The sequence below is a fragment of the Thermocrispum sp. genome (assembly GCF_002919275.1).
Classification (GTDB): Bacteria; Actinomycetota; Actinomycetes; order Mycobacteriales; family Pseudonocardiaceae; genus Thermocrispum; species Thermocrispum agreste.
In genome coordinates, this window is sequence record NZ_PKFA01000051.1 from 103,026 (window position 1) to 123,953 (window position 20,928).

A 20,928-nucleotide genomic window follows, 5' to 3' on the forward strand; every position below is an offset into this window, starting at 1 on the left:
TCGAGACATGGAGCTCATCGATCGGCACCGCGCCGTGCTACCCAGCTGGCTGGCGCTGTACTACGACGAACCCATCGAGATCGTGCACGGCAACGGACGGCGGGTGACCGACTCGACTGGTCGAACCTACCTGGACTTCTTCGCGGGCATCCTGACCAACGCCCTGGGCTACGGGGTGGCCGAGGTCAACGACGCGGTCCGCAAGCAGCTCGACTCCGGGGTGCTGCACACCTCGACGCTGTATCTCATCCGCAGCCAGGTCGAGCTCGCCGAGCGGATCGCCGAGCTGTCCGGCATCCCCGACGCCAAGGTGTTCTTCACCAACTCCGGGACCGAGGCCAACGAGACCGCGCTGCTGCTGGCCACCCAGTACCGCCGCAGCGACCAGGTGCTGGCCATCCGCAACAGCTACCACGGCCGGGCGTTCGCCACCGTCGGCGTCACCGGCAACCGGGGCTGGTCGGCCAGCGCGCTGTCGCCGGTGCGGGTGTCCTACGTGCACGGCGGCTACCGGTACCGCAGCCCGTTCGCGCACCTCGACGACGAGGAGTACATCCAGGCCTGTGTGGACGACCTGCGCGATGTGCTCCAAACGGCGACCTCGGGCGACGTGGCATGCATGATCGCCGAGCCCATCCAGGGCGTCGGCGGGTTCACCGTGCCACCGGACGGCCTCTACGCGGCTTTCAAGGAGGTCCTGGACGAGTACGGCATCTTGTTCATCTCCGACGAGGTGCAGACCGGCTGGGGCCGCACCGGGGAGCACTACTGGGGCATCCAGGCGCACGGGGTCACGCCGGATCTGATGACGTTCGCCAAGGGCCTCGGCAACGGCTTGGCGATCGGTGGTGTGGTCGGGCGCGCGGAGATCATGGACTGCTTGAGCGCCAACTCGATCTCCACGTTCGGCGGCAACCCGGTGGCCACCGCCGGCGCGCTGGCGGTGCTCGACTACGTGGAGTCGCACGACTTGCAACGCAACGCCGCTGTGCAAGGCGCCAGGCTGCTCACCGGCCTGCAGGCGATCGCCAACGATCACGACATCATCGGTGAAGTGCGAGGAAAGGGGCTGATGGTCGGCATCGAGCTCGTCGAGCCGGGCGGGAAGGTTCCCAGCCCGACCCTGGCGACGGCGGTGTTGGAGGAGACCCGGGCACGGGGTGTTCTGGTGGGCAAGGGCGGTCTGCACGGCAACGTCATCCGGCTGGCCCCACCGATGACGATCACGACCGAGGAAATCGACGAAGGCTTGGCAGCCATTCGGGACGCCGTGGCGGCGGCACAGGAGGTTACGCGATGACCGCGCGAATCACGCACTGGATCGACGGCAAGCTGTGGGACGGTGAGGCCGAGCGCAGCGGTGAGGTCTACAACCCGGCGACGGGTGAGGTCACCGCGCGGGTCGACTTCGCCGGCCCCAAGGAGATCGAGGCCGCCGTGGCCAGCGCGAAGGCCGCGTTCCCGAAGTGGCGGGACACCTCGCTGGCGAAGCGGCAGGCGGTGCTGTTCGCCTTCCGCAGCCTGCTCGACGCCAAGCGGCGCGAGCTGGCCGAGATCATCACCAGCGAGCACGGCAAGGTGGTCGACGACGCGCTGGGCGAGATCGCCCGCGGCATCGAGTCGGTCGACTTCGCCTGCGGCATCCCCGCGCTGCTCAAGGGCGGCTTCAGCGAGAACGTCTCGACCAACATCGACGTGTACTCGATCCGGCAGCCGCTCGGCGTGGTCGGCATCATCTCGCCGTTCAACTTCCCGGCCATGGTGCCGCTGTGGTTCATCCCGGCCGCGCTGGCGTGCGGGAACGCCGTCGTGCTCAAGCCGAGCGAGAAGGACCCGTCCGCGTCGATCCTGCTCGCCCAGCTGCTGAAGGAGGCGGGCCTGCCGGACGGCGTGTTCACCGTGCTGCACGGTGACAAGGTGGCCGTGGACGGCCTGCTGGCGCACGAGGACGTCAAGGCGATCTCGTTCGTCGGTTCCACCCCGGTGGCGCGCTACATCTACGCCACCGGCACCTCGCACGGCAAGCGGGTGCAAGCGCTCGGCGGCGCGAAGAACCACATGGTGGTGCTGCCCGACGCGGACATCGACCGCGCGGCCGACGCCGCCGTGTCGGCCGGTTTCGGCTCGGCGGGTGAGCGCTGCATGGCGGTGTCCGTGGTGGTCGCGGTCGACCCGATCGGTGACGAGCTGGTCGACAAGATCGTGGAGCGGGCCAAGAAACTGCACGTCGGAGACGGCAAGCGGGCGGGATGCCAGATGGGCCCGCTGGTGACCAAGCAGCACCGGGACAAGGTGGCCTCGTACATCGACGCCGGCCTGGAAGCGGGCGCCAAGCTGGTGCTGGACGGCCGCGAGCACACCATCGACGGCGAGCCCGGCGGCTTCTGGCTCGGCCCCACGGTGTTCGACCACGTCAAGCCGGACATGTCGATCTACACCGACGAGATCTTCGGCCCGGTGCTGTCCGTGGTGCGCGCCGGCTCGTACCCGGAGGCGGTGGAGCTGATCAACAGCAACCAGTACGGCAACGGCACCGCGATCTTCACCAACGACGGTGGTGCGGCGCGCCGGTTCCAGCACGAGATCGAGGTCGGCATGGTCGGCGTGAACGTGCCCATCCCGGTCCCGGTCGGGTACTACTCGTTCGGCGGCTGGAAGGCGTCGCTGTTCGGCGACACGCATGCCTACGGACCCGACGCGGTGCACTTCTTCACCCGCACCAAGGTGATCACCAGCCGCTGGCTCGACCCGTCGCACGGCGGAGTCGACCTCGGCTTCCCGCAGAACTGATTCATCACTGATCCGGTCGTTCACCGACCGCTGGGCGCCCGTCGCAGCGATGCGGCGGGCGCCTGCTGCTTCGGGCGGTCGTCAGCTCCGCGGGACGTCGGCGGCGACCCGGAATCCGGTGTTCCCGGTGGACGAGTCCGGCGTCAGTCCTTGCCGGGCGCTGACCCGGTAGCGGCGGCAGTACGACTCGTGGCAGAGGTACGAACCGCCGCGCGTGCTGCGCAGCACGCCCGACTCGGGTCCGCGCGGGTTGTCACCGACGCGACGCAGGTAGTACGTCGGGTCGAACCAGTCATGGCACCATTCCCACACGTTTCCGGTCATGTTGTAGAGACCGAAAGCGTTGGGCTCGTACTCCCGCACCGGACATGTACCCAGCCACCCGTCGGCTTCGGTGTTGTGCTGTGGGAAGGTTCCCTGCCAGACGTTCATCCGGTGCTTGCCGCCGGGTTCGAGCTCGTCGCCCCACGGAAACGCGCAGCCGGTGAGCCCGCCGCGGGCGGCGTACTCCCACTCGGCTTCGGTCGGCAGCCGTACCCCCGCCCACGCGCAGTAGGCCGCCGCATCATGCCACGACACGTGCACCACCGGGTGGTCCTCCAGCCCGTCGAGATCGGACTGCGGACCGCACGGATGCCGCCAGTCTGCGCCCTCGACCTGCCGCCACCACGGCGCCGCCGCCACCCCGCGGGTCGGTGGGAAGTCGTCCGGGAGCAGGCCCGCGAAGACGAACGACCAGCCGTACCGTTCCGCCTCGGTGCGGTAGCCGGTGGCCTCGACGAAGGCGGCGAACTCGGCGTTGGTCACCGCGGTCGGGCTGATCAGGAACGGGGCGAGCCGCACCCGGTGCACCGGTCCTTCCCCGTCCTCCGGATACGCCCGAGGATCCTCGCTGCCCATGAGGAATTCGCCGCCGTCGAGCCGGATCAGGCCATCGGTGCCGGGCGGGTCGCCGGGCGGCCGAGCGTCAGGCGAACGAGCCGATGTGCGCGCCGCCGGAACCTCCGGCCGCGCCCCGGAGGCCCGCGATGCCGACACCTCGGGTGACTGCGGCATAGCCGGGGCGCCGCCTGGACCCGTGCGTGCGGCGGAGACACCGCAACAGCCGGAACGTCCGCCGCCGTCACTCGTGGGCGGCACGGCACCGCTCCCTCGCCTGCTCGCTGGCCAGATCGCTGCACTGGTCGTCGGCAAGATCGAACCGCACCGTGTGCAGCGTGCCGGTGAACGCGTTGTCGACCACCGGATAGTCGTCGGTCACCGGGGTCGCCCGGTCGCAGCCGACGTCGAAGGTCTCGTCGAAGGCGAAGTAGTACGGGATCGTCGCCTCGATCTGTCCTTGCGCCACCTTCTCCCCGTCGACCAGCAGCGTCCCGGTGCCGCCGCGACCGACCCCGCCGCCGTGGTACCTGAAGTCGAACACCAACTCGTGCCTGCCGGGCAGCAGCGGTGCCGGGGCGGTGATCTTCTGCACGGACAGCCCGAAGTAGTTGTAGGCATAGCTCGGCTTGCCGTCCACCAGGTAGAACGACCAGCCGCCGAAGCGACCGCCCTGCGCCACGATCACCCCGCCTGCGCCGCCGTCCGGGATCTCCACCTGGGCGGTGATGGTGAACGAGCGGTTCTTGACGTTCGGCGCGGTCTCCTCGGTCAGGCGCAGCCCTGGGCCGTGGAACGTGATGACGTTGCGGTCGCCGTGCAGGTCGAGCCTGCCCGCTTCCTTGGGGTTCTCCCGCTCGGTCATCCGGTCGTCGAGCGGGAAGACGTTGTGCTTGGCCGCTTCGATCATGAACAGCTGCTGCAGCTCGCGCAGCTTCTCCGGGTGCTCGGCAGCCAGGTCGCGCGCCTGGGAGAAGTCCTCGGCCACGTGGTACAGCTCCCAGACGTCGTCGTCGTAGGAGCGCGGTGTGCCGGACTGCACCATCTCCCACGGCGTGCCGTGCCGGGTGACCGCCATCCAGCCGTCGTGGTAGATGCCGCGGTTGCCGACCATTTCGAAGTACTGCACCCGCCGCCGGTCCTCGGCGTCCGGGTCGTCGAACGTGTAGCGCATGCTGGTGCCCTCGATGGGCTGCTGCGCCACCCCGTCGACCGAGGCCGGCTGCGGGATCCCGGCCACGTCCAGGATCGTCGGCATGATGTCGATGACGTGGTGGAACTGCTGCCGGATGCCGCCGCGGTCGGCGATCCCGTTCGGCCAGTGCATGATCATGCCGTCCCGGGTGCCGCCGAAGTGGGAGGCGACCTGCTTGGTCCACTGGAACGGGGTGTTCATCGCCAGCGCCCAGCCGACCGGCCCGTGCACGTGGGTGGTCGGATCGCCCAGCACGTCGTCGTGCGCGTTGATGAACTCGGCGGAGTCGACCAGCCCGCTGGCGATCCGGTGCTCGTTCAGCGTGCCGCCGACACCGCCCTCCCCGGAAGCGCCGTTGTCGCCCAGGATGTAGACGATCAGCGTGTCGTCCAGCACGCCTAGCCGTTCCAACGCGTCCACCAGCCGCCCGACCTGCACGTCGGTGTGCTCGGCGAACCCGGCGTACAGCTCCATCAACGAGGCCGCCGCCCGCTTCTCGGCGCCGGACAGCTCGTCCCAGTGCGGCACGTCGTCCGGCCACGGCGCCAGCTCGGTGTCCGGTGGCACGACACCCAGCTCTTTCTGCCGCTGCAGGGTGATCTCGCGCTGTCGGTCCCAGCCGTGGTCGAACTTGCCCCGGTACTTCTCCCGGTACTCCTTGGGCACGTGGTACGGCGCGTGCGTGGCGCCGAAGGCCAGATAGACGAAGAACGGCACATCCGGCTTGAGGGTGTGCTGGTCGGTGATCCAGGAGATCGCCTGGTCCACCAGGTCCTCGGACAGGTGGTAGCCGTCCTCGGGGCGGCGGTCCGGCTCGATCGGCGTGGTGCCGTCGAACAGCAGCGGATACCAGTGGTTCATCTCCGCGCCGAGAAAGCCGTAGAACTTCTCGAACCCTTCCCCGGTCGGCCACCGGTCGAACGGGCCGGCAGGGCTGACGTCCCGCACCGGCGTCTGGTGCCACTTGCCGAACGCCGCCGTGTTGTACCCGTTGCCCGCCAGCACTTGGGCCAACGTGGCCGCACTGCGCGGCCGGATGCCGTTGTACCCGGGGGCGGCGCTGCACATCTCGGTGGTCACGCCCATGCCCACCGAATGGTGGTTGCGCCCGGTCAGCAACGCCTGCCGGGTCGGTGAGCACAGCGCCGTGACATGGAAACGGGTGTAGCGCAGGCCGCCTGCGGCCAGCCGCTCGGCCGTGGGCATGTGGCAGGGCCCGCCGTAGGCGCTCGGTGCCCCGTAGCCCATGTCGTCGATGAGCACCACCACCACGTTCGGCGCGCCCTCCGGGGGACGCACTGGCCGCGGCGGCGAGAAGGGCGGGTGCTGGTTGCGCACATCGACCGCCGTCGCCGACGGGCGGGGATCGTCCGGTATCGGCAGGTGATACCTGCCGGCGTGCGGTTCAGGCATCGCGGTACTCCCTCGGTGCTCGCCTGCGCGACACGAACCGTGCAGCCTCGCCACTTCGCCCAGCCCCGGCTCCTGCGGCGCACGCGCAGGCCTCGGTCGGCGCGACGCATGGAAGGCATACAGGCACCGCCACGTCCACGACGGTCGGGAGGCCAAGCCGAAGCGGCTGGGTCGCGTAATACGCAACTAATTGGCCTATATGCAACTTCGACGATGCAGTCGGACGGCCGGGGTTGTCAATACCGCCCAATGGGCGAACGATCGGGTGCCGCTTACGACCGGATCACCGGTGGCCCAGGCGCGCGGACAGCTCGCGCGCAGCTACCTGCAGCTCGGCGACCATCTCGCGCATCTGCTTGCGCTTCATCCGGTAGGCCGGCCCGGAGGCGCTGATTGCAGCGATCACGGCGTCCCCCCTGCCGTGCACCGGCACCGCGACGCCGTGCAAGCCAGGTTCGAACTCCTCGATGGCCACCGCGTAGCCGTCGCGGCGTACCCGCTCCAGTTCCTCGCGGAGCCTGCGCGGGTCGGTGATCGTGCGCGGCGCGACCGCCTCCAGCTCCTTGCTCAGGATCTCGTCCTGCTGCGCCCGTGACGCGGCGGCCAGCAGCACTTTGCCACTGGAGGACGTGTGCGGAGGCGTCCGCTGTCCGATCCAGTTCTGTGTCGACACCGCCGCAGGGCCGCGCGCCTCGCAGATGTTGATGACGTCGGCGCCGTCGAGCACCGCGATGTGCACCGATTCGCCGAGCTTGTCCGCCAGCTCCTCGCACAACGGCGTCCCGACCCGGACGATCTCGGACTGACGACCGAGGGCCCCGGTGAAGCGCAGCACGCCGATGCCCAAGGTGAAGCGGCCGCGCTCGCCGTGCTGCTCCACCAGCTCGCGCGCCTGCAACGTGGCCACCAGGCGGGAAGCGGTCGACTTGTGGACGCCGAGGTGTTCGGCGATCTCGGTGATGCCTGCCTCGCCCGCGCTCGCGAGCAGTTCCAGGATCGCGATGGCGCGATCGACCGACTGCACCACGCCCGCCTCACGGTCGTGCGGCGAGTTGCCCATGTCGCAACAGTAATCGCTACCCTGGCGGCTGGCGCCGCGATGTGACGACCCGCCGCAACCTCCGTGACTCTGTTGCGCATCAGTACACTGGTTTCGGACTACGCAACTTTGGCCGTCGGTCGGCGTGTGCGCCGCGACGGCCGAGCGTAGGGTGGGCTCGGCACGCCGTACGCCGTCGACGAGGACGGCGGCTCCCGGACGGGCCGCGTCGGCCCGCGGAGCTCGACGTGCCGGAACGACGTACCCGAGCGGATGACTTCGGCGGCATGAAGGACTTGTTCATCGCGGGGGCCTGGACCGATTCCACGGCACAGACGCCCGCCACACGCACGATCTACAACCCGTTCGACGGCTCGGAGCTGGCGACCGTCTCGGAGGCCACGGCGGAGGATGTCGACGCCGCAGTGGCCGCGGCGAAGCGTGCCCAGCCCGAGTGGTGGGGGTCGACCAGCGCCACCGAGCGGGGCGACCTGCTGCGCCGGGTCGCGGACCTGCTGGTGCGGGACCGCGAGGAGCTGGCGCGCACCGAGTGCCTCGACACCGGAAAGACCGTCAAGGAGGGCCGCATCGACGTCGACGACGTCGTGTCGGTCTTCCGCTACTACGCGGACCTGGCGGACAAGGACGCCGGGCGCGTGGTCGACACCGGCAATCCGGACGCGATCAGCCGCATCGTCCACGAACCGGTGGGGGTCTGCGCGCTCATCGCGCCGTGGAACTACCCGCTGCTGCAGATCTCCTGGAAGATCGCTCCGGCGCTGGCCGCGGGCAACGCCGTGGTCGTCAAACCGAGCGAGCTGACGCCGATGACCACCATCCACCTGGTCCGGCTGCTCGCCGAAGCCGGTGTCCCGGACGGCGTGGTCAACCTCGTGCTTGGGTCGGGGGCCGTGGTGGGCGAGCGCATGGTCTCCCATCCGGACGTGGACATGGTCTCGTTCACCGGCGGGCTGGCCACCGGACGGCGGATCATGGCCGCCGCCGCGGCCGGGCCGAAGCGGGTCGCGCTCGAGCTGGGCGGCAAGAACCCGAACGTGGTCTTCGCCGACGTCGACCTCGACACGGCGGTGGACTACGCCCTCGCCGCGGCGTTCCTGCACTCCGGCCAGGTGTGTTCCGCCGGTTCGCGGCTGATCCTGCACGAGGACATCCACGACGACTTCGTCGCCGAAATGGCCCGCCGGGCCGAGGCGATCGTGCTGGGCAACGGCCTGGACGACGACACCGAATGCGGGCCGCTGATCTCCGCCGAGCACCGCGCGAAGGTGGAGAAGTACATCGAGCAGGCGGTCGCCGACGGGGCGCGGCTGGTGTGCGGCGGCACCCGGCCGGACGACCCCGAGCTGCGCGACGGCTACTTCCTGCGGCCGACGATCTTCACCGACGTCGCCTCGGACTCGGCCATCGTGCAGGAGGAAGTCTTCGGACCGGTGGTCACCGTCGAGCGGTTCCGCACCGAGGAAGAAGCCGTCCGGCTGGCCAACGACACCGAGTACGGCCTGGCCGGCGCCGTGTGGACCAACGACGCCTCGCGCGCCCAGCGGGTCGCCGGGGCGCTGCGGCACGGCACCGTCTGGATCAACGACTACCACCCGTACCTGCCGCAGGCCGAGTGGGGCGGCTTCGGCAAGTCCGGGATCGGCCGGGAACTGGGGCCGACCGGGCTGGACGAGTACCGGGAAAGCAAGCACATCTACCAGAACACGCGGCCCGCGCCGCTGCGCTGGTTCGCCGGGAACGGAGGCGTATGAGCACCGCGACGTACGACTACGTGATCGTGGGCGGCGGTTCGGCCGGTTGCGTGCTGGCGAACCGGCTGTCCGCCGACCCGTCGACGACCGTCCTCGTGCTGGAAGCCGGCCGGAGCGACTTCTCCTGGGACATCTTCACGCACATGCCGGCGGCGTTGACGATGGTGATCGGCAACCCGCTGTACGACTGGCGCTACGAGTCCGAGCCCGAGCCGTACATGGGCGGCCGCCGCGTCTACCACGGCCGCGGCAAGATGCTGGGCGGCTCCAGCTCCATCAACGGCATGATCTTCCAGCGCGGCAACCCGATGGACCTGGAGCGCTGGGCGTCCGACCCGGGCATGGAGACCTGGGACTACGCGCACTGCCTGCCCTACTTCAAGAAGATGGAGCACTGCACGGCGGGCGCGGACGACTGGCGCGGCCAGGGCGGCCCGCTCTGGCTGGAGCGCGGCCCGGCCACCAACCCGCTGTTCTCCGCCTTCCTGGAGGCGGCGACCCAGGCCGGCTACCCGCTCACCGACGACGTCAACGGCTACCGGCAGGAAGGCTTCGCGCGGTTCGACCGCACCATCAAGAACGGCAGGCGCTGGTCGGCCGCTCGCGCCTACCTGCACCCGGTCAAGCACCGGGAGAACCTGACCGTGAAGACCCTCTGCCACGTGCACCGGGTGGTCTTCGGCGGGCCGGACGGCAAGCGCGCCGTGGGCGTGGAGTACACCCGCTTCGGCAGCCGCCGCGTGCGCCGGGTCAGCGCGGGAGAGGTCATCCTGTGCGGCGGCGCCTTCAACACCCCGCAGCTGCTCCAGCTGTCCGGGGTGGGTGATCCCGAGCTGCTGCGCCCGCTCGGCATCGACGTGGTCGCGCCGCTGCCGGGCGTCGGCCAGAACCTGCAGGACCACCTCGAGGTGTACGTGCAGCACGCGTGCAAGCAGCCGATCAGCCTCAACCCGGCGCTGAAGCTGCGCAACCGCCCGAAGATCGGCCTGCAGTGGCTGCTCGGCAGGAAGGGACCCGGAGCGACCAACCACTTCGAGGCGGGCGGCTTCGTCCGGGGCAACGACGAGGTCGACTACCCCAATCTGATGTTCCACTTCCTGCCGATCGCGGTGCGCTACGACGGCACCCCGGTCGACGCGGAACACGGCTACCAGGTGCACATCGGGCCGATGTACTCCGACGTGCGCGGCTCGGTCACCATCCGCTCGGCCAACCCGAAAGAGCCACCCGCGCTGCGGTTCAACTACCTGTCCACGCCGAACGACCGCAAGGAGTGGGTCGAGGCGATTCACGTGGCGCGCAAGATCCTCAGCCAGCCCGCTCTCCGACCGTACGACGCGGGCGAGATCTCGCCGGGGCCGTCGGTGCAGACCGACGAGGAGATCCTGGCTTGGGTGGCCAAGGACGCCGAGACGGCCTACCACCCGTGCGGCACCGCGCGGATGGGTATCGGCGAGAACGACGTGGTCGATCCGCTCAGCATGCGCGTGCACGGGGTGGAAGGGCTGCGCGCGGTCGACGCCTCGGTGATGCCGTACCTGACCAACGGCAACATCTACGCGCCGGTGATCATGCTCGCGGAGAAGGCAGCCGACCTGATCACGGGCAACACTCCCCTGCCGCCCGCGGATGTGCCGTTCTACCGGCACCGCAAGGAGGAACAGAAAGCCGGCGAGAAACAGAAAGCCGGCGCCGAAGAGCAGCCGGAGCAGTAGCCGTCCGCAGCAGACAGCCGGCCCTCGCGACAGCGGAGGGCCGGCTGTCGCACACCTCGGGTGATCAGGCGGTCGGCAGCGCCTCCAGCCGGGCGGTGATCCGCTCGATGTCGGCTTCCGCCGCGGCCTTGCGCGCCTTGACCTTCTCCACCACGTCGGCCGGTGCCTTCTCCAGGAACGACGGGTTGGACAGCTTCTTCTCGGCCTGCTCCAGCTCCTTGCGGGCGGCGGCCAGGTCCTTCTCGGCGCGCTTGCGCTCCGCGGCCACGTCCACGGCGCCGGACAGGTCGAGTTCCACCGCCACCACGCCGCCGGTCAGGTTCACCTCGACCGAGACCGTGGCATCGAATCCGTCGTCCGGCGTGTTCAGCCGGGCCAGCGAGCGCACCGCCGCTTCGTGCGCGGCCAGCTCCGCCAGTCCGGGGCCGGACAGCCGGGCCGCCACCCGCTGCCCCGGCTTGAGGCCCTGGTCGGAGCGGAACCGCCGGATCTCGGTCACCAGCCGCTGCACGTCCGCGATCCGTCGCGCCGCCGCCTGGTCGGGCTGCTGCCCGGCCGACTTCGGCCACTCGGCGATCACCAGCGATTCCCCGCCGGTCAGCGACGTCCACAGCACCTCGGTGACGAACGGGATCACCGGGTGCAGCAGCCGCAGCAGCGTGTCCAGCACCCGGCCGAGCACCACCCGCGTGGTCTCGGCGCGCTGGCCGCCCTCCGCCAGCTGCACCTTGGCCAGCTCCACGTACCAGTCGCAGAACTCGTCCCAGGTGAAGTGGTAGAGCGCGTCGCACAACTTGGCGAACTCGAACTGCTCGAACCGCTCGTCCACCTGCACCACGAGCTGGTCGAGCTGGTCCAGGATCCACCGGTCCGCGTCGGTGAGCTCGGCGCCCTCCGGCAGGTCCGCCACCCGCGCCCCGTTCATCAGGGCGAACCGGCTGGCGTTCCACAGCTTGGTGCAGAAGTTCCTGGACCCGGCGGCCCACTCCCGCGCGATCGCCATGTCGGCACCCGGGTTCGCCCCGCGGGCCAGAGTGAACCGGGTGGCGTCCGCGCCGAACTCGTTCAGCCAGTCCAGCGGGTCGATGACGTTGCCGCGCGACTTGGACATCTTCTTGCCCGTCGCGTCGCGGATCAGGCCGTGCAGGAACACGTGGTCGAACGGCTGCTTGCCGTCCATTGCGTAGGTGCCCAGCATCATCATCCTGGCCACCCAGAAGAACAGGATGTCGTAGCCGGTGACCAGGACGGTGGTCGGGTAGAACGTGCGCAGGTCGGCGGTGTCCTCCGGCCAGCCGAGCGTGGAGAACGGCCACAGCCCGGAGGAGAACCAGGTGTCCAGCACGTCGGGGTCCTGCTCCCACTCCCCCGGCGGCAGCTCGTCGTCCGGGCCGAGGCAGATCTCCTGGCCGTCCGGGCCGTAGTAGACCGGGATGCGGTGGCCCCACCACAACTGGCGCGAGATGCACCAGTCGTGCATGTCGTCGACCCAGTCGAAGTAGCGCTTGGCCAGCTCCGGCGGGTGGATGGTGGTCCGGCCGTCGCGCACCGCGTCGCCGGCGGCCTTCGCCAGCGGCGCCACACGCACCCACCACTGCATGGACAGCCGGGGCTCGACGATCGTGTCGCACCGCGAGCAGTGGCCGACCGCGTGCACGTACGGGCGCTTCTCCGCGACGATCCGGCCCTGCTCCCGCAGCGCCGCCACCACGGCGGGCCGTGCCTCGAACCGGTCCAGGCCCTGGAACGGGCCGGGCGCGGTGATCACGGCCTGCTCGTCCATGATCGTCAGCGCGGGCAGGTCGTGCCGCTTGCCGATCTCGAAGTCGTTCGGGTCGTGCGCCGGGGTGACCTTGACCGCACCGGTGCCGAACTCCGGGTCGACGTGCTCGTCGGCCACGATCGGGATCCGCCTGCCGGTCAGCGGCAGCTCCACCTCCGTGCCGACCAGGTGCTTGTACCGCTCGTCGTCCGGGTGCACGGCCACCGCCGTGTCGCCGAGCATCGTCTCGGCCCGGGTGGTGGCCACCACGATGGAGTTCTCCCCGTCGCCGTAGCGGATCGACACCAGCTCGCCGTCGACGTCGGCGTGCTCGACCTCGATGTCGGACAGCGCGGTGTGGCACCGCGGGCACCAGTTGATGATGCGCTCGGCGCGGTAGATCAGCCCGTCGTCGTAGAGCTTCTTGAAGATCGTCTGCACCGCGCGGGACAGCTGCTGGTCCATCGTGAAGCGCTCACGGGTCCAGTCCACGCCGTCGCCGAGGCGGCGCATCTGGGACAGGATCTTGCCGCCGTAGGTCTCCTTCCACTCCCACACGCGCTCGACGAACTTCTCGCGGCCGAGGTCGTGGCGGGACAGGCCCTCGTTGGCCAGCTCGCGCTCGACGACGTTCTGCGTCGCGATGCCCGCGTGGTCGGTGCCGGGCAGCCACAGCACGTTGTAGCCCTGCATGCGGCGGCGCCTGGTCAGCGCGTCCATCAGGGTGTGGTCCAGGGCGTGCCCCATGTGCATCGCACCGGTGACGTTCGGCGGCGGGAGCACGATGGTGTACGGCGGCTTCTCCGAGTCCGCCTCCGCCGTGAAGTAGCCCGCGTCTACCCAGCGCTGGTACAGCTCGGCCTCGTGCTCGGCCGGGTTCCATGCGGTGGGCAGATCAGTGCTGGGGCGAGAAGCGTTGTCGGTCACGTTCTGCAGTCTACGAATCCGCTGTTGGCCGCCTCACTCGGATTCCCCCTTCGCCGCCCGCCCGGCCGCACCGGGGCCGTCTCGCCGGACGAGTCGCGACCAGCGGCGATGGCGATACCGGAACAGCCACCGTGCGAACTTCGCGACCACCGGCGTGAGCATCCCGGCGTCGATCAGCACGGTGTCGGTGTATCGGCACCGTCCCGGCCCGGCCGGCTCGGCGTGCAGGGTGTGCTGCCAGCGACGCACGACGCCGCCGCGTTCCTCGCTGCGCAGCGTGCGGCTCGCCGGATCCACCTTCGCCACGGTGATGGTGTAGCGGCCGAGCGGGACGAGGCCGAGCAGGAACAGCCAGCCGGTCAGCGAATCGCCTTCTCGGGGCAGGTCGGTGTACGAGCGCAGCACCGGCAATCGGATCCACGGGCGTAGCACGTAGCTGACGGTCTCCGTCCGTTGCAGTCGCTCCCATACCGCGTCGGCGTCGGCGTTCAGCACCGACTCCACGCGCACCGTCCTGTCCATGACGGCGTCGATCCCTTTCGTCGATCCCTTTCGTCAATCGCTTTCGTCGAGCACCTTGGCCAGCACCGCGGCGTGTGAATGCCGGACGTCCCGCGTGGCCGTCAGCAACGTCACCGGTCCCCTTTCGGCCAGCTCGCGCAACCGGTCCAGCCCGCGTTGCGCGGCCTCGGACTCCAGCTCGGCGCGATAGCGGCGCGCGAACTCGGCGAAGCGCTCCGGATCGTGCCCGAACCAGCGGCGCAGTTCGGCCGACGGCGCCACGTCGGTGAGCCATTCCGCGTCCAGACTGTCCTTGCGGACGCCGCGTGGCCACACACGATCCACCAGCACACGGGTGCCGTCGCTGGGGGACGGCTCGTCGTAGACCCTGCGGACGCGCATATCGCCAGCGTAACGATCCCCAACGGCCCCTTTCGGCCCTCGGTTCCGGTTGCCAACGGGTGCATCATGGGGAACGTGGCACGCAAAGCACCCCGGACGGACATCGACGAATCGCAACTGGAAGTCAGCAAGCCGAAGGACTGGGCGGCCGGCCTTCCGGGCGTCGCCGTCTCGGTCAAACGGACGGTCGAGCAGGTCGGTCCGGTGCGCAGTGTGCGCGCACTCCGGCTGATCAACCAGCGGGACGGCTTCGACTGCCCGGGATGCGCCTGGCCGGAGCCACAGGAAGCGGCAGGCGAGAAACGCAAACCGATCGAGTTCTGCGAGAACGGCGCCAAGGCGGTCGCCGAGGAGGCCACCAAGCGGCGGGTGACACCGGAGTTCTTCGCCCAGCACCCGATCGCGGAACTGGCCGAGCGCACCGACTACTGGCTCGGCCAGCAGGGCCGGATCACCGAGCCGATGGTGTTGCGGCCGGGCGCCACGCACTACGAGCCGATCGAGTGGGACGACGCGTTCGCGCTGATCGCCGCGAAGCTGAAGGGGCTGAGCAGCCCGGACGAGGCGATCTTCTACACGTCGGGCCGCACGTCCAACGAAGCCGCGTTCGCCTATCAGCTGCTGGTCCGCAGCTTCGGGACGAACAACCTGCCGGACTGCTCCAACATGTGCCACGAGTCCTCCGGTGCGGCGCTGACCGAGACGATCGGCGTCGGCAAGGGCTCGGTCACCCTGGCCGACTTCGCCATGGCCGACCTGATCGTGGTGGTCGGCCAGAACCCGGGCACCAACCACCCGCGGATGCTGTCCGCGCTGGAACGGGCCAAGGACAACGGCGCCAAGATCATCGCGATCAACCCGTTGCCGGAAGCGGGCCTGATGCGCTTCCGCAACCCGCAGAAGGTGCGCGGGCTGATCGGCAAGGGCACCCCGCTGGCCGACGAGTTCGTCCCGGTGCGCATCGCGGGCGACCTGGCGTTGTTCACCGCCATCGGCAGGCTGCTGGTGGCCAAGGACGCGGTGGACACCGAGTTCGTCCAGCGGTACACCGCGGGCTTCGAGGACTACCGCAAGCACGTGACCGAGGTGTCGTGGGACGACATCCTCGAAGCCACCGGGCTGACCCGGGAGAAGATCGAGCGGGTCGCGGACATGTTCGCCGCCTCCGAGCGCACCATCGTGTGCTGGGCGATGGGCCTGACCCAGCACCGCAAGGCGGTGCCGACGATCCGCGAGATCGTCAACGTCCTGCTGCTGCGCGGCATGATCGGCAAACCGGGCGCGGGCGCGTGCCCGGTACGCGGCCATTCGAACGTGCAGGGCGACCGCACCATGGGCATCTACGAGAAGATGCCGGAGCCGTTCCTGGCCGCGCTCGAGCGCGAGTTCGACATCAAGGTGCCGCGCAAGCACGGCTACGACACCGTGGAAGCGATCAAGGCGATGGCCGACGGCCGTGCGAAGGTGTTCATGGCCATGGGCGGCAACTTCGTGTCCGCCACCCCGGACACCGCGTTCACCGAGCAGGCGCTGCGGTCGTGCGAGCTGACCGTGCACGTGTCGACCAAGCTGAACCGGTCGCACGTGGTGCCCGGCCGCACCGCGCTGATCCTGCCCGCGCTCGGCAGGACGGAGCGCGACCTGCAAGCCGGCGGGGAGCAGTTCGTCACGGTCGAGGACTCCATGTCCGTCGTGCACCGTTCGCGGGGGACGCTGGCGCCTGCCGGCCCGAAACTGCGCAGCGAGGTGTCCATCGTGTGCGGCCTCGCCCGAGCGCTGTTCGGCCCGGATCACCCGGTGCCGTGGTCGTCGTTCGAGAAGGACTACGACACCATCCGGGACTACATCGCCCGCGTGGTGCCCGGCTGCGACGACTACAACGCCAAGGTGCGGCAGCCGGACGGGTTCGTGCTGCCGCATCCGCCGCGGGACCGGCGTGAGTTCCCCACCGCCACCGGGCGGGCGAACTTCACCGTCAACGAGATCGAGGTGCTGCGGGTCCCGCCCGGGCGGCTGATCCTGCAGACGCTGCGCAGCCACGACCAGTACAACACCACCATCTACGGCCTGTCCGACCGTTACCGGGGCATCGAGAACGGCCGCCGGGTGGTGCTGGTCAACGCCGAGGACCTGGCCGAGCGCGGGCTGCGCGACGGTCAGTTGGTGGACGTGATCTCCGAGTTCGAGGGCACCGAACGCCGGGCGGAGCGGTTCCGGACCGTCGCCTACCCGACACCGCGTGGCTGTGCGGCGGCGTACTTCCCGGAGGCCAACGCCCTGGTTCCGGTGCAGGCGGTCGCGGAGATCTCCAACACGCCGGCGTCGAAGTCGATCATCGTGCGCCTGGAGCCCAGGGACGACGGCCAGGACGCGGCGCGGCCGGTCACGAACCGGCCGCGGTGATGACGGGGATGATGGCGGCGGTGGCCACCACCGCGGTCATCTCCTCGATCGCCTTCCGGGTGGCGTCCGAGGCCCAGTTGCCTTCCGCGATGGCTTTGGCGCGCTGCTTGGCCAGCTTGCGGTCGGCAGCGCCGACCACCCGCGGCACCGCGTCGACGGCGTGCAGCAGGGCGATCAGCGCGGCCAGCCGCGGCTCCGGCTGGACACCGTCGACCAGGGCGCGGCGCAGGTGAGCCCGCAGTTCGGCTTCGTGCGTGGAGTCGTGGGCCGGCCATCGGGTGGTCGGGAACAGCCCGAGGATCCTGTCCCGCTCCCTGCGCAGGATGCCGCGCTGGGCCAGGTGGTCCAGCAGCCGCTCGCGCAACCCGGTGGCCAGCTTCCCGACGACGTCCTTGGGCTTGCGGCCCGCCTGGTCGGCCACTTTGCCCTGCCATGCGTCGAGCACCGGATGACCGGTGGGCGACGTGCTGCGGACCACCAGGCGTGCCTTGCGGCCCGTGCCGTCCAGCCGCACGTGGTCGAGGTCGGCCAATTCGATCAGCACGGCACCGGCCAAGGCGTAGTCGATGTTGGAACCCCACGCCTGGCGACCCGTATGGTCGTCGTAAGCGAGCAACAGGAGTTCTTCGGCGAGCAGCATCTCGCCACAGTAGTGCGTTTCGTGGCTCGCGCACAAAGGCCGCGGCGGAAGAGGTGGCACCGATGGGCAGGATCACCACGCGCACCAAGGTCCTCGCCATCAACGACGACGACGCGCGCCGACGCGAGGACGTGCTGGCGGCGGAGGAGCCGCTGGAGCTGCGGGTCGACGGGAAACCGCTGGCGGTGACCATGCGGACGCCGGGGGACGACATCGAGCTGGCCCACGGATTCCTGCTCGGCGAGGGCGTCATCGCCTCCCGTGAGGACGTGGCGGCTGCCCGCTACTGCGACAGCGTCGACGAATCAGGACGCAACACCTACAACGTGCTGGACCTGACGCTCAGCCCCGGAGTGCCCTCCCCCACCGTCGGCGTCGAGCGCAACTTCTACACGACATCGTCGTGCGGGATCTGCGGCAAGGCTGCGCTGGACGCCGTGCGCACCAAAACGCGATTCGACCCGGCGTCCGATCCCGTTCCGGTCGACCCCGCCGTCCTGGCCGGGCTGCCCGATGCCTTGCGGCAACGCCAGCGGGTGTTCGCGGCGACCGGCGGGCTGCACGCCGCCGCGTTGTTCGACCACTATGGGAAGCTGCACGTGGTGCGGGAGGACGTCGGCAGGCACAACGCCGTCGACAAGGCGATCGGATGGGCGGTGCTGCAGGGCCGGGTGCCGCTGGCCGGCGCCGGGCTGCTGGTCTCCGGCCGCGCGTCGTTCGAGCTGGTGCAGAAGGCGGCCATGGCTGGCATCCCGGTCCTCGCCGCCGTCTCGGCGCCGTCCTCGCTCGCCGTGGAGCTGGCGGCGGAGCAAGGCATGACGCTCATCGGATTCCTGCGCGGCAAGAGCATGAACGTCTACACCGGGCACCATAGGCTCACCGGAACGCTCGCACAGCCGGCTCACCGATCGGCATCGCGCGGCCCAGCCCGCTAGCGGCAGCTCCCGGTACGCCTCCTCCGGCTCGTCCTCTGCGCGGTAGACACCATCAGAAGACGCAGGCGCCCCTGACACGGGGTCTGCGCTCGCATTGCGGCTGCGCGATCGGCCCGCAATCAACGCGCGTCCCGGGCGCCGCAGCGTAGGATCACCGAGCTGCCGCTGGTCGGCTCTGTGCACCGCGACACGCTTGTCCCCTCGGACCGCGTGACCCTCCCGGCGAGAGATCGTCCAACCGGCGCGCCGCGACACCGGACACGAAAACGGCCCACCGCCGGATGACGGTGGGCCGCGGGGAGTCCTGGTGCTGTCAGGCGGTCTTCTCGCCGCGCTCCTGCTGGGCGCGCCGCCGCGCCGGGTGCCGGGACACGATCGTCGGGTTGACGTTCTCCCGCACGGTCTGCTCGGTGATCACGACCTTGGCCACGTCCGGCCGGGACGGGATGTCGTACATCACCTGCTGCAGGACCTCCTCCATGATGGCCCGCAGCCCGCGCGCCCCGGTGCCCCGCAGCAGCGACTGGTCGGCGATCGCCTCCAGCGCGCCCTGGGTGAACTCCAGCTCCACGCCGTCCAGCTCGAACAGCTTCTTGTACTGCTTGACCAGCGCGTTGCGTGGCTCGGTGAGGATGCGCACCAGCGATTCCTTGTCCAACGCCGTCACGCTGGCCACCACCGGGAGCCGGCCGATGAACTCCGGGATGAGGCCGAACTTGATCAGATCCTCCGGCATCGTCTCGGCGAAGATGTTCTCCGACTCCAGCTCCGCCTTGGAGCGCACCTCCGCGCCGAAGCCGAGGCCGCGCTTGCCGATCCGCTCGTTGATGATCTTCTCCAGCCCGGCGAACGCGCCGGCCACGATGAACAGCACGTTCGTCGTGTCGATCTGGATGAACTCCTGGTGCGGATGCTTGCGCCCCCCCTGCGGCGGGACGGACGCCGTGGTGCCCTCCAGGATCTTCAGCAGCGCCTGCTGCACGCCCTCACCGGAGACGTCCCGCGTGATCGACGGGTTCTCGCTCTTGCGGGCGATCTTGTCGACCTCGTCGATGTAGATGATGCCGGTCTCGGCCCGCTTGACGTCGTAGTCCGCGGCCTGGATCAGCTTCAGCAGGATGTTCTCCACGTCCTCGCCCACGTAGCCGGCCTCGGTCAGCGCCGTGGCGTCGGCGATCGCGAACGGAACGTTGAGGAACTTCGCCAGCGTCTGCGCCAGGTACGTCTTGCCACAGCCGGTCGGCCCCAGCATGAGGATGTTCGACTTGGCGATCTCGACGTCGTCGTCCTTCGAGTCCTTGCCGCCCCGCGCCTCGTTCTGAATCCGCTTGTAGTGGTTGTACACCGCCACCGACAGCGAGCGCTTGGCTTCCTCTTGCCCGATCACGTACTGCTCGAGGAAGTCGTGGATCTCCTGCGGCTTGGGCAGCTCGTCGAACTTGACGTCGCGCGTCTCGGCGAGCTCTTCCTCGATGATCTCGTTGCAGAGGTCGATGCACTCGTCGCAGATGTACACGCCGGGACCGGCGATGAGCTTCTTGACCTGCTTCTGGCTCTTTCCGCAGAACGAGCACTTCAGCAGGTCGCCACCGTCGCCGATTCGCGCCATGACCTTAGACCTCTGTCCCCTCCGGTGCGACCAACCGATGCACCTGGTCCGTCCTTGTGGCCGTCGCGGGCAACGCAGCCAGTTGTCACTGTCGACGCTACCCCGTCACCAGCTCCCGCGGGAGCCATTTGCCGGCGTGCCGTAGACCGCCGTAGTGGCACCCTAGCTGCTTCACCTCGAGCGTGCCCGCCATCGACACGCCTCGCCAAGAACGGCCAGATCACGATTTCGTCGACACATGAACCCGGTCGGCTCGGCGAACCGTGCGCGGTGCCCGCAGCAAGAGCTGACAATCCAGCTTACGCGGAACCTTTCCGGTATTGCAGGACTTCGTCGACGATTCCGTACTCGAGCGCCTGCTCCGCGGTGAGGATCTTGTCGCGCTCGATGTCGGCGCGGATCTCCTCCGGGGACTTGTGGGTGTGCTTGGCCAGGGTGTGCTCGAGCAGCGACCGCACCCGCTGGATCTCGTTGGCCTGGATCTCCAGGTCCGACACCTGACCGTAGGTGCCCTGCGTCGACGGCTGGTGGATCAGCACTCGCGAGTTGGGCAGCGCGAACCGCTTGCCCTCGGTGCCCGCGGCCAGCAGCACCGCAGCGGCGGACGCGGCCTGGCCGAGGCAGTAGGTCTGGATGTCCGGCCGGACGAACTGCATCGTGTCGTAGATCGCCATCAGCGACGTGAACGAGCCGCCCGGCGAGTTGATGTACAGCACGATGTCGCGGTCCGGGTCCTCGTGCTCCAGGTGCAGCAGCTGGGCCATCACGTCGTTGGCCGAGGCGTCGTCCACCTGCACGCCGAGGAAGATCACCCGCTCCTCGTACAGCTTGTTGTACGGGTTGGACTCCTTGATGCCGTAGCTGGTGCGCTCGACGTAACTCGGCAGGACGTACCGCGACTGGGGTAGGTGCAGCTGGTGGTGGGGGTACGGGTACATCGTGTTTC

The 20,928-nt window shown here is 69.5% G+C and carries 15 protein-coding genes; 6 read left to right on the forward strand and 9 right to left on the reverse strand.

The annotated features are described in order from the left end of the window. Positions 1 to 7 precede the first annotated feature (7 nt). A complete protein-coding gene (locus CXP56_RS12230) occupies positions 8 to 1,300 on the forward strand; it encodes an aspartate aminotransferase family protein (RefSeq protein ID WP_028846350.1) in 1,293 nt (430 codons plus the stop codon). Then, positions 1,297 to 2,790 carry a CoA-acylating methylmalonate-semialdehyde dehydrogenase gene (locus CXP56_RS12235; protein WP_028846349.1) on the forward strand — a complete coding sequence of 498 codons (1,494 nt, stop codon included), beginning with the start codon at positions 1,297 to 1,299 and terminating at the stop codon, positions 2,788 to 2,790. Before CXP56_RS12230 ends, CXP56_RS12235 begins: the two co-directional genes overlap by 4 nt. An 81-nt stretch (positions 2,791 to 2,871) precedes the next feature. On the opposite strand, the gene CXP56_RS12240 is transcribed toward CXP56_RS12235, so the two are convergent. From CXP56_RS12240 to CXP56_RS12250, 3 genes are all read right to left on the reverse strand, one after another. Continuing rightward, a complete protein-coding gene (locus CXP56_RS12240) occupies positions 2,872 to 3,846 on the reverse strand; it encodes a formylglycine-generating enzyme family protein (protein WP_028846348.1) in 975 nt (324 codons plus the stop codon). A 67-nt stretch (positions 3,847 to 3,913) separates the two neighbouring features. Next, positions 3,914 to 6,277: an arylsulfatase gene (locus tag CXP56_RS12245; RefSeq protein ID WP_286901186.1), complete on the reverse strand. Its 2,364-nt coding sequence runs from the start codon at positions 6,275 to 6,277 to the stop codon at positions 3,914 to 3,916. Between the two features lie 283 nt (positions 6,278 to 6,560). Continuing rightward, complete coding sequence (locus CXP56_RS12250) at positions 6,561 to 7,337, reverse strand: IclR family transcriptional regulator (protein ID WP_028846346.1); 777 nt, start codon at positions 7,335 to 7,337, stop codon at positions 6,561 to 6,563. A 266-nt stretch (positions 7,338 to 7,603) separates the two neighbouring features. On the opposite strand from CXP56_RS12250, the gene CXP56_RS12255 reads away from it, so the two are divergent. After that, positions 7,604 to 9,088 carry an aldehyde dehydrogenase family protein gene (locus CXP56_RS12255; protein ID WP_286901235.1) on the forward strand — a complete coding sequence of 495 codons (1,485 nt, stop codon included), beginning with the start codon at positions 7,604 to 7,606 and terminating at the stop codon, positions 9,086 to 9,088. Further along, positions 9,085 to 10,803: a choline dehydrogenase gene (betA, locus tag CXP56_RS12260; protein WP_286901188.1), complete on the forward strand. Its 1,719-nt coding sequence runs from the start codon at positions 9,085 to 9,087 to the stop codon at positions 10,801 to 10,803. Before CXP56_RS12255 ends, betA begins: the two co-directional genes overlap by 4 nt. A gap of 64 nt (positions 10,804 to 10,867) precedes the next feature. On the opposite strand, the gene CXP56_RS12265 is transcribed toward betA, so the two are convergent. The 3 genes from CXP56_RS12265 to CXP56_RS12275 are packed head-to-tail and all read right to left on the reverse strand — an operon-like array spanning position 10,868 to position 14,395. Next, positions 10,868 to 13,492 (reverse strand): valine--tRNA ligase, encoded by a 2,625-nt coding sequence (locus tag CXP56_RS12265; protein WP_286901190.1) that lies wholly within the window; start codon positions 13,490 to 13,492, stop codon positions 10,868 to 10,870. 33 nt (positions 13,493 to 13,525) lie between these two features. Next, positions 13,526 to 14,014, reverse strand: coding sequence for an Rv1443c family protein (locus tag CXP56_RS12270; RefSeq protein ID WP_286901192.1), 489 nt, complete (start codon positions 14,012 to 14,014; stop codon positions 13,526 to 13,528). 33 nt (positions 14,015 to 14,047) lie between these two features. Continuing rightward, positions 14,048 to 14,395 (reverse strand): DUF488 domain-containing protein, encoded by a 348-nt coding sequence (locus CXP56_RS12275; RefSeq protein WP_028846343.1) that lies wholly within the window; start codon positions 14,393 to 14,395, stop codon positions 14,048 to 14,050. A gap of 75 nt (positions 14,396 to 14,470) precedes the next feature. On the opposite strand from CXP56_RS12275, the gene CXP56_RS12280 reads away from it, so the two are divergent. Further along, the gene (locus CXP56_RS12280; protein WP_051309680.1) at positions 14,471 to 16,798 is read left to right on the forward strand and encodes an FdhF/YdeP family oxidoreductase; all 2,328 of its coding nucleotides are present in this window, start codon (positions 14,471 to 14,473) and stop codon (positions 16,796 to 16,798) included. Here the strand turns inward: CXP56_RS12280 and CXP56_RS12285 are convergent. Next, positions 16,779 to 17,438: a GOLPH3/VPS74 family protein gene (locus CXP56_RS12285; protein ID WP_286901196.1), complete on the reverse strand. Its 660-nt coding sequence runs from the start codon at positions 17,436 to 17,438 to the stop codon at positions 16,779 to 16,781. The two genes, CXP56_RS12280 and CXP56_RS12285, sit on opposite strands and share 20 nt — an antisense overlap. 62 nt (positions 17,439 to 17,500) lie before the next feature. Between CXP56_RS12285 and fdhD the strand changes: the two genes are divergently transcribed. Further along, a complete protein-coding gene (gene fdhD, locus CXP56_RS12290; RefSeq protein WP_028846341.1) occupies positions 17,501 to 18,373 on the forward strand; it encodes a formate dehydrogenase accessory sulfurtransferase FdhD in 873 nt (290 codons plus the stop codon). A gap of 313 nt (positions 18,374 to 18,686) precedes the next feature. On the opposite strand, the gene clpX is transcribed toward fdhD, so the two are convergent. Together clpX and CXP56_RS12300 are read right to left on the reverse strand one after the other, a co-directional pair. Next, positions 18,687 to 19,982 (reverse strand): ATP-dependent Clp protease ATP-binding subunit ClpX, encoded by a 1,296-nt coding sequence (gene clpX, locus CXP56_RS12295; protein WP_028846340.1) that lies wholly within the window; start codon positions 19,980 to 19,982, stop codon positions 18,687 to 18,689. Between the two features lie 299 nt (positions 19,983 to 20,281). Then, positions 20,282 to 20,920 carry an ATP-dependent Clp protease proteolytic subunit gene (locus CXP56_RS12300; RefSeq protein ID WP_028846339.1) on the reverse strand — a complete coding sequence of 213 codons (639 nt, stop codon included), beginning with the start codon at positions 20,918 to 20,920 and terminating at the stop codon, positions 20,282 to 20,284. Positions 20,921 to 20,928: the final 8 nt, after the last annotated feature.